The 15276-nt window shown below is 48.9% G+C and carries 10 protein-coding genes and 1 tRNA gene; 9 read left to right on the top strand and 2 right to left on the bottom strand.

Features of this window, described 5'->3' with window-relative positions:
- Nucleotides 1-51: 51 nt before the first annotated feature.
- Nucleotides 52-2070 (top strand): sensor histidine kinase, encoded by a 2019-nt coding sequence (locus K384_RS06060; RefSeq protein WP_038030421.1) that lies wholly within the window; start codon nt 52-54, stop codon nt 2068-2070.
- Here the strand turns inward: K384_RS06060 and K384_RS06055 are convergent.
- Nucleotides 2071-2142 (bottom strand) — tRNA-Arg (locus K384_RS06055).
- Between the two features lie 56 nt (nt 2143-2198).
- Nucleotides 2199-3359, bottom strand: a complete 1161-nt coding sequence (gene hflX, locus K384_RS06050) for a GTPase HflX (protein WP_038030420.1) — start codon at nt 3357-3359, stop codon at nt 2199-2201.
- 112 nt (nt 3360-3471) lie between these two features.
- On the opposite strand from hflX, the gene K384_RS06045 reads away from it, so the two are divergent.
- The 8 genes from K384_RS06045 to K384_RS06010 all read left to right on the top strand — a co-directional run bounded on the left by K384_RS06045 (nt 3472) and on the right by K384_RS06010 (nt 15242).
- Nucleotides 3472-4587 (top strand): glycosyltransferase family 4 protein, encoded by a 1116-nt coding sequence (locus K384_RS06045; protein ID WP_038030418.1) that lies wholly within the window; start codon nt 3472-3474, stop codon nt 4585-4587.
- Between the two features lie 89 nt (nt 4588-4676).
- On the top strand, nt 4677-5246 hold the full coding sequence (rfbC, locus tag K384_RS06040) for a dTDP-4-dehydrorhamnose 3,5-epimerase (protein ID WP_038030416.1): 570 nt from the start codon (nt 4677-4679) through the stop codon (nt 5244-5246).
- Nucleotides 5243-6040 (top strand): polysaccharide biosynthesis/export family protein, encoded by a 798-nt coding sequence (locus K384_RS06035; RefSeq protein WP_038030415.1) that lies wholly within the window; start codon nt 5243-5245, stop codon nt 6038-6040. Before rfbC ends, K384_RS06035 begins: the two co-directional genes overlap by 4 nt.
- A 38-nt stretch (nt 6041-6078) precedes the next feature.
- Nucleotides 6079-8535: a polysaccharide biosynthesis tyrosine autokinase gene (locus K384_RS06030; protein ID WP_038030413.1), complete on the top strand. Its 2457-nt coding sequence runs from the start codon at nt 6079-6081 to the stop codon at nt 8533-8535.
- 7 nt (nt 8536-8542) lie between these two features.
- A complete protein-coding gene (locus K384_RS06025) occupies nt 8543-9295 on the top strand; it encodes a tyrosine-protein phosphatase (protein WP_051633171.1) in 753 nt (250 codons plus the stop codon).
- 64 nt (nt 9296-9359) lie between these two features.
- Entirely contained in the window at nt 9360-10040 is a 681-nt protein-coding gene (locus K384_RS06020) for an AlbA family DNA-binding domain-containing protein (protein ID WP_038030568.1), read from the top strand.
- Between the two features lie 58 nt (nt 10041-10098).
- Nucleotides 10099-11592: a GAF domain-containing protein gene (locus K384_RS06015; protein ID WP_038030410.1), complete on the top strand. Its 1494-nt coding sequence runs from the start codon at nt 10099-10101 to the stop codon at nt 11590-11592.
- A gap of 182 nt (nt 11593-11774) precedes the next feature.
- Nucleotides 11775-15242 (top strand): pyruvate carboxylase, encoded by a 3468-nt coding sequence (locus tag K384_RS06010; RefSeq protein WP_038030408.1) that lies wholly within the window; start codon nt 11775-11777, stop codon nt 15240-15242.
- The last annotated feature ends 34 nt before the right edge of the window (nt 15243-15276 follow it).

Genomic DNA, 15276 nt, shown 5'->3' with positions numbered 1-15276 from the left:
ATACTGGGCGGGTGTCAAAGGCAAAAGCTTAGCTCACAGCCCCGGATGGAGATGTATTATGTAGTTTTGCCGGCCGACAGTTTCCGTGTGCAGTCTATTGAGCAGGCTGCTTTGCCTTGGAAAGCCGTGCCGGCCAAAGGGCTTAGCCTGGGGGTATTGCCCCATAAGGAAGTATGGCTCAAGGTAAGGATCGTTTTGCCGGAAAAGGAGGGGCGACAGTGGGTAATAGCAGTAGGGAATGCGTTCCTGGATGAAGTCGTGTTTTTTAAAAAAGACGTGGCGGGGAGGCGGTGGCAACCGTGCTGGGACAGTACCGCCGGGCAGCAACATATATCAATATTTCCCCGCTGTGCAATAGAGGATACTACTGCTGCTTTTCTGCTGAAAATACGATCTGAAACACCGCTGGTACTGCCCGTTTACTGTCTGTCGCTTCAAGAGTTGCATCAGAAAGAAGCCGCTTATTTTCTGTTCTACGGTCTTGCAACCGGTTTTACTGCCTTGCTTTTTGTGCTGTCCTGCTTGGCATGGGGCTACTTTAAAGAACGTGTATATTTTTATTTTGCCCTTTTTCTACTGGGTGCCGGCATTACATTGAGTATTAATGCGGGGGTTCCGCAGTGGTGGTTTCATTTGCCGGTGGTAAGTGCAAAATTAGCTTTGAGTTCTGCCCTTGGCGTGTGGGTAATTGGCGCTGTGGGGCTGGTGCGCACGTTGGTGCCCCGCAAACACATGCCGGCTTGGGGGGCAATTTCCCTGAAGTTTTATTTGGGATTTGGTTTGGGGTGTCTGTGGGGAAGCTGGCTTTTTTCTTATGCGCTCATTTCTGCTTTGGCAGGAAGCCTTGCCGTTTTGATGAATGTCGTAATTACTTACCTGGTATGGTTAAGCTGGCGGCGGGGCGAGCGTGCTCTGTTTTTTTTGATGATAGGCTGGGGCATCTATTCGCTCTGCATGGGGGTGTATGTGGTGGCAGCCTTGACGGGTAACAGTTTGTTTTTTGCGCGTTATCATTGGGCAGAGGTGAGTGTGCTGCTGCAGAGTTTATTTTTTGTATTGGCTTTGTTTCACCGCTATGCTTTGTGGCAAACCGCTCAAATGCGGGAACGCTTGGCAATAGAAGAAGAAAAAGCCGAGTTGTATCAAAACATAAGCGAGCATTTGCAAAAAGACCTGCAAGAGAAGCTGCAGAACTTGCAGCAGCAAAAAGAAGAAATAGAAACGCAAAATGAAGAATTATTGCAGCAGAGTATTCAGTTGGCGGAGCAGCACAAGCAGATAGAACAGCAGTTAAATGAAATCAAAAAGTTAAATGCCGAGTTGGAGCAGCGTGTGCGGGTACGCACTGCTGAGCTGAAGGCATCGAACGAACGCTTGTTGCAATATGCACGGCAGGTAGAAGATTATGCTTTTGCCTTGGCACATAACCTGCGGGCGCCTTTGGCACGCATGATGGGGCTGGCTCAGTTGATGGAGTTGGAGCGCAAGCAGGCAGATACGGTAGCCGTGCAAGTGTCTTTGCAGTCATTGGTGCAAGCCATGGTGAAATCTGCCCATGAAGCAGACGAGGTGCTGCACGACCTGAATGAAATCGTAGCCATACGTTCAGAAGGCTTGGTGGAAGTACAGCTGGTACCGGTGCAGGAGGTAATAGCCGACGTACTACAAGGCTTAAAGACGCGCTATCTTTTTCCTTTTTCTTTGGAAGAAGAATATCAAGTGAGTGTGGTTCATGCCAATCGTACCTATTTGACAGATATTCTTGAAAGCGTTTTGGATAACTGTTTTCGCTTCCGGAATCCTGTACGAGAGCTTGTTATTCGTGTCCGGGTGTTTGTGTCAGGCGATTTTCATGTAATAGAAGTAGAAGACAACGGCCTGGGCTTGGAGGTCGATGCTTTCCACTCCAAAATACTGCATCCTTACCAGACCTTTCATAGCAATTCCGGGAAGGGGATGGGGTTATACATGGCACAAGTGAAGGCAGAGGCCATGGGCGGGAGCATATCTGTCAGCGGCGAGCGCGACAAAGGTTTGTGCGTGCGTATTTCCCTTTCTGTCAAAAAATAGTGCCCCCGGCAGGAATCGAACCTGCACCGAGAGTTTAGGAAACTCCTGTTCTATCCATTAAACTACGGGGACAACTTCCAAGTGCAATTATCTGAAATCACCTCTAAATTGTCAAGAATGCAGAGTATTTAAGGCGTGTTTAAATAGTTGGGGTAGATTTGGTAGAAACGTTCTTTTACAATTGACAGCAGCTTGCTGCGCAGCTCATCGATGCCCTGTTTTTGCAGTGCCGATACCGCTACAATGCCCCGCACTTTGCCTACCCAATGGCTTTGTTGCAATAGCTGCGGCAGCTCCTGCTTTTCAAGCGGCAGCGCATCTACCTTGTTGAATACCAGTAGAATATCCTTGTCGCCGGCGTCAATCTCCTGCAGTGTTTGGTTGACCACCTCTATCTGCTCATCGAAAGAGGGATGGGTGATGTCCACCACATGCACCAGTATGTCGGCTTCCCGCACTTCGTCCAGGGTAGATTTGAAGCTTTCGACCAAAGTGGCCGGCAGTTTCCGTATGAATCCTACGGTGTCGGCAAGCAGGAAGGGAATGCCGTCCCATACTACTTTTCTTACCGTGGAGTCGAGGGTCGCGAAAAGTTTGTTTTCTGCCAACACGTTGCTTTTGGTAAGCAGGTTCATGAGGGTTGATTTGCCCACGTTCGTGTAGCCTACAAAACTCACACGCACCATGCTTTGGCGCTGCTTGCGGCGGGTTTGGTTTTGCTTGTCTATTTTCTCAAGCTTTTTCTTGAGTAGAGCTATCTTTTGTTTTACAATCCGGCGGTCGGTTTCTATTTCTTTCTCTCCGGCCCCACTACGCGTGCCCGTGCCGCCGCGTTGGCGTTCGAGGTGGGTCCAAAGACCGGTCAGGCGCGGCAGGAGGTACTCATATTGTGCCAGCTCCACCTGTGCTTTGGCTTGGGCTGTTTGTGCCCTTTGCGAGAAGATATAAAGTATCAATAGATTACGGTCATAAATGCGTTTGTTGAAATATTTTTCCAGATTGCGCACTTGCGAAGGGCTAAGTTCATCATCAAAAATAAGGGTGTCTATTTTGTGTTCTTCAATATACTGTTTGATTTCTTCCAGCTTGCCCTTGCCCACAAAGGTGCGCGGGTCGGGGCGTTCAAGGCGCTGAATGAAGCGCCCTTTGACATCGATGGAGAGGGTTTGTGCCAGAAAAGCCAGCTCATCCAAATACTCTTCTACTCTTTCGCGGCTTAGTTTGGGGGTTTGCAGTGCTACCAAAACGGCACTTTCGTTTTCTTTTAACTCTTTGAAGTTATCAATCATAGGCTATGTTTACAGTGCAAATTGTGTTAATTTGCAAAATTAGTGTTTTTGTTTAGCTCTTTTATAAAACAGCCATTCTTTTGAATTTCGTTCAATAGAATTTACACGTTCCATGCATAAAATAGCATTGGTGGCTAACAGCAGTTGGAATTTGCTGCACTTTCGTGCGCCCCTTATCCATCATTTTCTTGCACAAGGCAAGGAGGTGTGGGCTATTGCGCCTTATGACGAATTCACGCCGGCGCTCCGGCGCTTGGGGGTTCTTTATTTGCCTTTGCATATGCAAGCCAAAGGGGTGAATCCACGGCAAGATTTGCAGACTCTGTGGCAGCTGTATACTTATTACCGTAAGCATCGCTTCGATGTGGCTTTGCATTTTACGGTGAAGCCCAATCTTTATGGCTCGGTGGCTGCCCGGTGGGCGGGGGTGCGTTCGGTGTGTAATGTATCGGGTTTAGGTACGGTCTTTCTGCACGCCACGCCCGCCACGCGCGTAGCCCGTTGGATGTATCGTTTGATGCTGCCGGCAGCAGACTGGGTTTTCTTTCAAAATGAAGACGACCGCCAACTCTTTCTGCGCAAGCGTCTGGTACGGGCAGAACGCTCCGGCTTGGTACCCGGCTCGGGTATCGATACTTCTTATTTTGTGCCCTCGCCCTTGCCTGCTGCCCGTCCTTTTACTTTTCTTTTGATTGCCCGTGCACTTTACGACAAAGGGGTAGTGGAGTTTGTAGAAGCCCTGCGCTTGCTCCGGCAAAAATATGCGCTTGAGGTGCGGGGGATTCTCTTAGGCAAAATAGCTGACTGCCCGACAGCGGTGGATATCCCGCGCGAACAGATCGAGGCTTGGGTGGCAGCCGGCGATATTGAATATGCCGGTGTGCTTGATGATGTGCGCCCGCTAATTGCAGCGGCAGACTGTGTGGTGCTTCCTTCCTACCGGGAAGGCACCTCTCGGGCTTTGCTCGAAGCGGCTGCCATGGGGCGCCCGCTGATTGCCACCGATGTGCCGGGGTGTAACAATATTGTGCAAGAAGGCGTAAATGGGTTTCTGTGCAAGCCCGCCGATGCTCACTCCTTGGCTATGTGTATGAAGCGCATGATGGCGTTGCCCGTAGAGGTGCGTGAAAGCATGGGACAAGCAGCGCGCCGTCGTGTAGAAGCACATTTCGATGTGCAACGGGTCATAGAAGCCTATGAGCGTGTATTGCAGGCTTTGAAGCCCTGATGCCTGATTGTTTTTCCGGGCAAAAGTTCTATTTTTGTTTGAAATCGCTTGTGATTTTATAAAGAAAGTTACGAATCCGTTTAAGTATTATGCTTGTAAAACCTACAACCATTGAGGGGGTATATGAAATATATCCCCGTGTATTTGAGGATGAAAGAGGTTACTTTTTCGAGTCTTTTCAGCAGGAAAAACTGCGAGCACAAGGCATTGATGTTGCTTTTGTGCAGGACAATCAGTCTTTTTCGAAGAAGGGCGTGTTGAGGGGGCTGCATCTGCAGCTGCCGCCTTATGAACAAGACAAGCTGGTGGGCGTCATATGGGGAAGTGTCATAGATGTGGTGGTGGATATACGCCCCGGGTCGCCTACTTTTGGGCGCTGGGAGGCATTTCATTTAGACGCACGTGAGCATAAGCGCTTGTTTGTGCCCAAGGGCATGGCACATGGCTTTGTAACACTCGAAGATACGGTCTTTGCTTATAAATGCAGTGAATACTATCATCCGGAGGCTGAGTCGGGTATTGTGTGGAACGACCCTGACTTGGCTATTGATTGGGGTGTAAGTGCGCCTATTGTATCGGGCAAAGACCGGCAGTTGCCTTCCTTTAAGGTATTTTGCGAAGAAGTACTACCCAAAATCAAAGAATTTTATACGCCATGAGGGTCTTGTTGACAGGAATCGCGCTGCTACTCTTGCTTACCTCTTGTGGGGTGTACAGGCAAAGCTTGTTGCTACAGACAGAGCGCGACATTATTTATGACAGTTTGCTGGAAAAGCGTTATGAGGCAGAAAACAACTACATACTGCGCCCCTATGAGGAGTTTCAGTTGCGGGTGTACAGCAATCAAGGCGAGGAAATACAAGTAGTAGATGCACTGAACGGCGGGGTAGGGCAACAAGGAGGCACAAACCCGCAGATGTTTCAAACGCAGCAGGGGTTTTGGGTCTATCGCATTCAGGCCGATAGCACCGTGGTGCTGCCTTTGGTGGGCAGGCAGAAACTGGCAGGTTATACACTTGTGCAGGCCGACAGCCTGCTGTCCGTAGCCTATAGTGCGTATTATAAAGGCGCTTTCGTGAAAATAAACCCCACCAGCCGGCGAGTGGTAGTATTTCGGGGGCAAGAGGCCACCGTCTTGCCTCTGAAGCATGAAGGCATGACCTTGCTGGAAGTGCTTGCCGAAGCGGGGGGCATAAACAACCAAATGCGCCTCACGAACGTGCGCTTGGTACGTGGTAGTTTGCAAAACCCCAATGTGTATGTGATTGACTTAACTACGGTGGAAGGCATGCGGCGCGTCAATATGGAAGCGCTTCCCAACGACATCATCTATATAGAACCCCTGCGCCGGCCCTTTATTGAAGCATTCAAGGATGTATCGCCGGTGGTTAGTATGATTACCGGCTTGAGCACCTTCGTGATTAGCACCATTTTGCTTATCCGGCAGTTTTAAATGGAAAAAAATAAGCGTAAGTTGAAGCAGCCCCACCCATGAAAGAGGAAGAATTAAAAGCCATAGCCCATTATCAAGCTAATCCATATTCCTTCGAGACCCCGTCGTCCGGGCAGGAAGAGCCGGGCGTGGACTGGGCTAAAGTAAAGCTTATTTTTCGACGTCATTGGTGGAGTATGCTGCTTTTCCCGCTTCTTGCCTTTTTAGGCGGCTACCTGTTCCTTCGCTATACCAAGCCACTTTATCAGGCAGAAGTTACCCTGAAGCTGATTCCCAAGGCAGAGGTGCAGTTTTCGCCCTTTGGCAATGTGATGCGCCAGGAATGGGATAACTTAATGGCCGGTGAGCTGGAAGTCATTCAGTCGCCGCTTATTTACAGCCGGATTATAGATGCTTTGCCCCTGCGCGTGGGTTACTATGCCGAAGGACGCATCCTGGAAAAAGAGTTATATAAAACGGCCCCCATAGAGGTAAAGGACTATGAGATAAGTGACCCTGCTTGGTACGAGCGTAAGATTTATTTTGACTACGCCGGTAATGGAAGTTACCGCTTAAAAGTGAAGGCGGGCGAACAAACACAAGAGTATGAAGGTACGTTGGGGAAGCTGCTTGCAGTTGACGGCATGCGCTTGCTTATTCACGCCAACGTTCCGGAAAATGCTTTGCAGGAATTTTCAACCCCCTTGTATTTCGTATTTCACACTGACAATTACCTGTATAAGTACCTTCAAGGCAATTTGGAGGCGCGCATTGCCAATCAGGCGGCTAAGGTAATACAGATTACATTCCGGGGCTATGAGCCTTACAAAACATATGAAATCATCAAGGAGGCAGTGGAAGCATATACAGCGGTAAGCATTGATATTAAGAATAAGGCCAATAAACAAAAAGAGCAATGGCTTGAGCAGAAAATACAAGAAACAGAGGCAGAGCTGGGGGGCATTGAAAGGGAAATAGAAGCGTTTATCATTTCAAACAAATCGCAAGAAGTAGGCGATAATATAGAAGACTATATTCAGGCTATCAAAAGCCTGACAAAGGAGAAAACCCTGCTTGAAGAGCAAGTAGCGGCCCTTAATAAAGTAGAGCAGCTGCTTGATGATACCACCACCCGCCCTTACTCTTTCTTTTTTACTGCCATAGAAGACGAGTTTATTCTGCAAAACTTAATGAAGCTCAATGAACTGAAGCAGTCACAAGCACAGCTGCGTTTATCAGTCAACGAAAACACCTTGTTATACAGAAAAAGCATCATGCAGGTAGCCGCTTTAAAAGAACAACTGCGCACCTATATTGCCGAGAAGCGGCGCTATCTGCTTGCGGAATTGTTTAAACTGAATCGCCAAATTGAGCGATCGGAGTCCGAGTTTGTTGGTATCCCTTCCCGAAACCGGTCTTTCAATAAACTACAGCAAAAGTACTCGCTTATTGAACGGTATTATAACGAATTACTTAGTCAGAAGATACAATTGGGTTTGGCGGCAGCCGGTACCGTACCTGATTTTGAGGTGCTGTCTGCGCCCGTTGTACCTCACCAGCCGATAGCTCCCAATCGCCGTAATGTTTATTTGGCTTCCATAGGGACCGGAGTTGTACTTACCCTCTTATGGCTCGTGATACAGTACTTGCTGCACAATACCGTTGAGTCTGTGCAAGACTTGGAGCGCCTGACCCGGTTATCTGTATTGGGTAGCTTGCCCAGAAGCCGTAAAAAGGATATGGCGGTGTCTCAAATAGTGGTGAACGATAACCCCAAATCGTTTGTGAGTGAGGCGTTTCGTACCATACGTACAAATCTTGATTTTATGCTACCGCCCTCACCCGATAAGACACTAAGCAGATTTAAAAACACGAGCATTGCCATATCATCTACTATTAGTGGGGAGGGCAAGACTTTTACTACCCTTAATTTGGGGGCTATTATTGCCATGTCCGGATTGAAAGTAGTTTTGGTTGACTTAGACCTCCGCAAACCCCGCTTGCATCTTTCTTTGGAGTTGCCTAACCACAAGGGCGCCAGCACCTTGCTTAGTGGACAACATGATATAGCAGCCTGTGTGCACCCTACAAGTGTGGAAAACCTCTTTGTTATTCCGGCCGGTCCCATACCCCCCAACCCCTCTGAACTGATTTTGCGTGAGACCTTCACTACCACATTAAAACACTTAAAGGAAAAGTATGATGTGGTCATACTGGATACTCCACCGGTAGGGTTAGTTACAGACGGTATGTTAATTATGAAGCATGCGGACCTGCGTATATTTGTGTTGCGTGCTTCTTACTCCAAGCGTTTGTTTGTCAAAAGAATAGAACAGATGGTTAAGGCACACCGCCTTGACCGCGTGGGATTGGTTCTAAATGCCGTGAGCAGTGAAGAACACGGCTACGGCTATGGCTACGGCTATGGCTACGGCTACGGCTACTATGGTGATGAAAACGTGGAGAGTACTTCTATCTGGCATCGCTTGAAGCATATACTACAACGAAAAAGATGAAAAAAACATGTGGTTTGCCTTTTGGGGGAATACACGCCGGCGTGAGAAGCAGTTATTTACCTGGATTTCCAATCATTTAGGTGCCGATTTGCACGCACATTGGCTGCCTGCCATCGATGATGGTGTAAAGACTCTTACAGAATCTCTCGATATGCTGCTACTTATGCGGCATATGGGATGGCATTCCACCGTGGCTACGCCCCACATACTGCCGCCCCATTATCCCAATACACCCCATACCATTGCCGCTGCCTATAAGGAGGTGAAGACACAGGCGGTGGCTGCCCCTTTGCCTCGCACTGCCTATGCCGCCGAGTACTATGCCGATGAACACTTGCTCGATGCACTGAAACAGAACGAAACGCTACTTACATTTGGAAAGCGGTATGTTTTGCTTGAATTGCCTGTATTTCAACAGCCGGCCCTGCTTGCCGAAGTACTCTTTGAGTTGCGTCACCGGGCTTATGTGCCTGTATTGGCGCACCCGGAGCGCTACCTTTACATAGGAAAGCCACTGATAGAGCTTTGGCGCCGCTATGACGGACTCTTTCAATTGAATTTGCTTTCTTTTATAGGCTACTATGGCGCCGGCGTGCGCAAACAGGCCGAAACTTTGCTCAAAGAAGGAATGGCTGACTTTGTGGCTACCGACGCGCACCATGTACGGCACTTAGAAGCCCTGCTAAAAAAGCTACCGCTTTCATCTGCATGGAGAGGGCTGCAAAGGCATGCTTTTAAAAATTCGCTTTGCTTGCTGTAATTTTTTTTCTTTGCGCCTTGTTGCCTATCATATAGGTCCTGTTTTTTTGGAAAAACACATAGTTATGGAATGGCAAGAGCTAAAGCGGCTGGTACGGCAAGGCGAGGGCTTGCATCTCGAATTCAAACTGAAATCTTCACACCCGGAAAAAATCATTAAAGAGATGATTGCCTTTGCCAATACCGAAGGCGGCATTTTGATAGTAGGTGTAAGCGATGATCTGAAAATAAAAGGCGTAAAGTTTCCGGATGAAGAATTATACGTGCTGCGGCGTGCCATACAGAAACACATACAGCCGGCTTTGGAGTACCGCCTGGATGTGCTCCAAGTAGAAGACCGGAAAGAAAGGGAAGTGCTTATATTTAACATCCCCAAGTCACCGACACTGCTTTACTTTATAGACGAAAGCGGCAGCAAAAAAGTATATGTGCGGGTCAATGACAAGACCATACAGGCAAGCAAAGAAATGCGTGTCATCCTGCGGGAGAAGCGGAAAAATAAATCTTTCCGTTTTCGTTATGGCACCAAAGAGCAGCTGCTGATGCGCCACCTGGCTGAGCATGGACATATCAATGTATCCACTTTTGCCGAAGTAGCCGGCATTACAAGACGTATGGCTTCCCGCACGCTTACTTTACTGGTGTTGGCAAACGTGCTTACCATTTTGCCGCAGGAGCAAGGCGAAGACCTTTTCCGGGCACTTGATCCGGAAGAAGCACACTCACAAACAGCCTTCAATAAATGAAATAAGGTGTAAGAGAATGGCAAAGTTTTTTTATATTTCACTTTCAAAGTGAGTGCCTATGAAATTATTGAACAATCTGCCTTTGCGACTGATTGCCTTGGTGGCAGCCGCTTTTTCCATGCTGTTGCTTTTTGCCTACTTCGCTACTGTGTACTACAAAGGCATTAAGATGAAGCATGTCAATACGGTAGCATTGGCAGTAGAGACCGGTCGCTTGGCAGATGAAATCGCCGGCATGGTAGAAGTGTGGGCTACTACGTCCGATACTACCGTCGTCCTTTCTCATTCTGCCGATAAGTTGGAACAGCTGCGGGCACGCTACACCACCTACTTGGAAGTGCTGCAAAGTGGGGGCGTGCATACCATCGGTAACCGGCAGAAAGTGCAAATTGTGCGGGTCAAAGAAGCCGAAGCAAAGCTAAAAGAGCTGCGTAAAGACTGGAAGGAACTATCGCCTTCCATAGAATGGTTGGTGCGTTACTTGAGTGGTATGCCCGAAGCCCGTCAAGCTACTTACGACAGGGCGTGGGTAAGTATTCAAGCCTCTGAATTTGCAAGTAAAAACAATGCCTTGAAGGCAATTTATTTGGACTGGGCTCAAAAGCAGGAGCATGTTCAATATGTGTGGTTTTATACTTTGCTTAGCCTGACCGTATTGCTGTTTTTTATCTTGTTTATTGTGGGGCGTTACTTAATTCTTCAACCTATACGCCAGATAGCAAGGGTTACGGCTTTGCTGGCCAATGGGCAGCTGGGCGTGAAGGTAACACACTACAACAACAATGAGATAGGTACTGTAGCACGCAACCTGAACCGCATTTCCGAGACACTCTACCATGCTTCCGAGTTTGCCAAGGAAATAGGGCAAGGGAATCTCGATGCACAATATAAAGGCAGTAAAGAAGTACTGAGCGATACGGAAAACAACCTCATCGTGATTCTCGAGCAAATGCGGCAACAATTGAAAGAAGTAGCCCGGCGCGACCAAGAAGAGCGCTGGATAGAAGCAGGGGTCGCTCATTTCGCAGGCGTACTGCGCGGCGCCTCCAACCTGGCGCTTGATGAGTTGGCTTACCTCATTGTTTCCAATCTCGTAAAATACATGGACCTACAGCAGGGAGCCATCTATTTCGTTGAAGAAAATATTGCCAAAACTACTCTTAAGCTTTATGCAGCCTATGCCCTGAACAAGCGGCGCTATATAGACAAAGAATTTTTGCCCGGCGAGGGGCTTGTGGGGCAAGCTTTTCGCGATAAAAATATGATTTACCTCGAAGATGTACCCCCGACCTTCGATAAAATAAGCTCTGCTTTGGGCGGTGCCAAGCCCCGTAGTGTATTGGTGGCACCATTGAAGCTGAACGAAAACGTATATGCGGTAGTGGAGTTGATGAGTCTGACCCCCATACCCGAATACAAACGGGACTTCCTGGCACGCGTATCGGAAAACTTGGCTTCGGTGATTCTGACTGCCAAAAACAACGAGCGTCTTCGAAAAATACAGCAAGAAACCGAAGAAGTGGAAAAACGCATCAAGCGGCGAGGGGTTTAGGAAACTATATCAACCAAACCAAAAAAGAGGGCTGTGGAAGCGAAAGACTGTTTCCGCAGCTTTTTTATTTGCCATAATCATTTTTGCGAAAATTCGCTTTTTGAAAAAAATACACTTTTTTATTAGTTTCGCTACTGTATTTGTATAACACCTGTCTTCCATTTTAAAAATCATTCAATACTATGGTAACACCTTTGCCTCCGCGTCCCATCAAGAAGTTGATGGTAGCCAATCGTGGTGAAATCGCCATTCGTATTTTACGCGCTGCTTCTGAGCTACATATTCGCACCGTAGCTGTTTATACTTATGAAGACCGCTATTCCCTGCACCGCTTCAAAGCCGATGAAGCCTATTTGATAGGCGACGAAGACGAGCCCTTGAAGCCTTATCTGGACATTGAAGAGATCATACAACTGGCCAAAAGCAAACAGGTGGATGCCATCCATCCGGGCTATGGCTTCCTTTCTGAAAACGTGGATTTTGCCCGCCGCTGCGAAGAAGAAGGCATTATTTTTATAGGACCGCGTTCGGAAGTCATGGCGGCACTGGGCGATAAGGTGTCTGCCAAAGAGATAGCCCGCCAAGCCGGCGTACCCGTGATTGAAGACAACCGGAGCCCGATTACCAACGAACAAACAGCCCTAAAAGAAGCCGAACGCATTGGTTACCCCATCATGTTGAAGGCAGCAGCCGGTGGTGGGGGGCGGGGCATGCGTGTAGTGCGCAGTGAGCAGGAACTGCTGAAAGCCTTCGAAGAAGCCAAGCGCGAAGCAGGACGTGCGTTTGGCGACGATACCATTTTTATGGAGCGCTACATAGACAACCCCAAGCACATAGAGGTGCAAATCATGGGCGATAACTATGGCAATATTGTGCATCTTTACGAACGGGATTGCTCGGTGCAGCGCCGCTTTCAGAAAGTAGTGGAAGTAGCCCCTGCCAAAACACTTTCGCACGAAACCAAACAAAAGCTCTACGACTATGCCTTGCGCATTGCCCGCTACGTGAACTACAACAATGTGGGCACGGTAGAGTTTTTGGTGGACCCGCAAGAAAATATATTCTTCATAGAGGTAAACCCGCGCATCCAAGTAGAGCACACCATCACCGAAGAGGTCACCGGCATTGACCTCGTGCGTTCACAAATAGAAATAGCCCGTGGTTATAAACTGAGCGACCCACCCATTTGGATTCACAGCCAAGACGACATTCAGGTCAATGGTTTTGCCATTCAGTGCCGTATCACCACCGAAGACCCTTTGAACGACTTTAAGCCTGATTTCGGAACCGTCATTGCTTACCGCAATGCAGCCGGCTTTGGCATACGCCTTGATGAGGGCAGCTCTTATCCCGGTGTGCGTGTTTCGCCTTTTTTCGATTCCATGCTGGTGAAAGTATCTGCTTCGGGGCGTACCCTGAAAGGGGCTGCGCAGCGCCTGCATCGTGCTTTGCGCGAGTTCCGCATCCGGGGCGTGAAGACCAACATCGGCTTTTTGCTCAATGTGATTTCCCATCCGGTTTTTCAGCGGGGCGAAGCCACCGTGAACTTTATACAGCAACACCCCGAGCTCTTCGACATAGAGAAACGCTTGGACCGCGGCACCCGCACCCTGCAATATTTGGCGCATGTCACCGTGAACGGACATCCTGACCTGAAAAACAAACGCCTGGACGACCGCACTTTCAAACAAGCGAAGCTGCCCACCAAAGACCGTTATACCGAAACGCCGCCCGGAACCAAGCAGATGCTTGAAGAGATGGGGCGGGAGCGTTTTGTAGAGTGGTTGAAGCAAGAAAAGAAAATACAGTTTACAGACACCACCCTGCGCGATGCCCATCAGTCGCTGTTGGCTACCCGTATGCGCACCATCGATATGGTGGAGGCGGCGGCTTGCTTTGCCCACCACCACGCTCAAACCTTCTCTATGGAGGTATGGGGCGGTGCTACTTTCGACGTAGCCCTGCGCTTCCTGAAAGAATGCCCTTGGCAGCGGCTGCGTATGATACGCCAAGCTGTGCCCAATATTTTGCTTCAGATGCTGCTGCGTGGCTCCAATGCCGTGGGCTATAAGGCATATCCCGATAATCTGATAGAAAAGTTCATAGAAAAGGCAGCGCAAGAGGGCATCGACATCTTTCGTATCTTCGACTCACTGAACTACCTTGAAAACCTGAAAGTAAGTATTCAGGCAGTACGCAAATACACCAATAGCCTTGCTGAAGTTGCCATTTGTTATACGGGCGACCTGCAAGACCCCGGGCGCAGCAAGAAATACAACCTGCAATACTATATTGATTTGGCACGTCGCATTGAAGATGCCGGCGCGCATATTTTAGCCATCAAAGATATGGCCGGTTTATTGAAACCCTATGCTGCTGAAATGCTTATCAATGCGCTGAAAGAGCACCTGAGCATACCCATTCACCTGCATACCCATGATACCGCTTCGGTGCAGCCGGCCACTTACCTGAAAGCCATCGATGCCGGCGTGGACGTGGTGGACGTGGCTATTGCCGCACTGTCGGGGCTTACTTCGCAGCCCAACTTCAACTCTATTGTAGCCATGCTCAAGGGACACGAGCGGGGAAACCCCTACGACCTTAATCACCTGAATAAACTTTCCGACTACTGGGAAGCCGTGCGGGCGTATTATTACCCCTTTGAAGCCGGGCTGCAGGCCGGCACTGCCACGGTATATGAGCACGAAATGCCCGGTGGGCAATACTCTAACTTGAAAGCGCAAGCCGAATCCATGGGGCTGGAAGGAAGTTTCGAGACCATCAAGGAGAATTACCGTCTTGCCAACGAACTGTTTGGCGATATCGTCAAAGTAACGCCAAGTTCAAAAGTAGTTGGCGACATGGCTATTTTCATGACTTCGAACGGGCTCACCCCCGCGGAAATTTTGGAGAAGGGCGCCACGCTTGCTTTCCCCGAGTCGGTGAAGCAGTTTTTCCGCGGCGAGCTGGGGCAGCCCTATGGCGGATTTCCCGAAAAGCTGCAGCAGCTGGTGCTGAAAGGGGAACAACCCTTCGACAAGCGCCCGAACGAATATCTTGAGCCCATCGATTTTGATGCTGAATTTGATGCTTTCCGGCAAAAGTTTGGTGAGGAATATTCTTTCTTAGACTTCCTGTCCTACTGCTTATATCCGGCGGTGTTTGAGCAATACCACGAGCACCGCAGCCGCTATGGCGATGTGTGGTATATCCCCACACCGGCATTTTATTATGGCCTGAAAGATGGGGAAGAAATTTTGGTGAACATAGACGAAGGCAAAACCATCCTGATTAAAAAAGTGGGCGTGTCATCTACTGTGGATGAAGAGGGCTACCGTACGGTTTCTTTTGAGCTGAACGGTCAGCTGCGCCGCGTGCGTGTGCGCGATGAGTCGGTGGGGCAAGTGAAACAAGCACATGCCAAAGCCACCGAAGCACACCACGTAGGCGCCCCCTTGCAAGGCAAAATATCGGAAATCAAAGTGAAAGAAGGCGAGGAGGTAAAGGTGAACCAACCGCTTTTTGTGATTGAAGCCATGAAAATGGAGTCGGTAGTGACAGCGCCGCGTGCAGGAAAAGTAGGGAAGATACACCTGCCGGCAGGCACACTGGTAGAACAAAACGACCTTGTTCTGGAGTTCGACGCCTGACAGACCGCCCACATTTCAAACAAAAGCGGAGAGC

The sequence above is a fragment of the Thermonema rossianum DSM 10300 genome (genome assembly GCF_000426825.1).
Classification (GTDB): domain Bacteria; phylum Bacteroidota; class Bacteroidia; order Cytophagales; family Thermonemataceae; genus Thermonema; species Thermonema rossianum.
The sequence above is the reverse complement of the archived record's forward strand: the minus strand, read 5'-3'. Positions and strand labels throughout refer to the sequence as shown.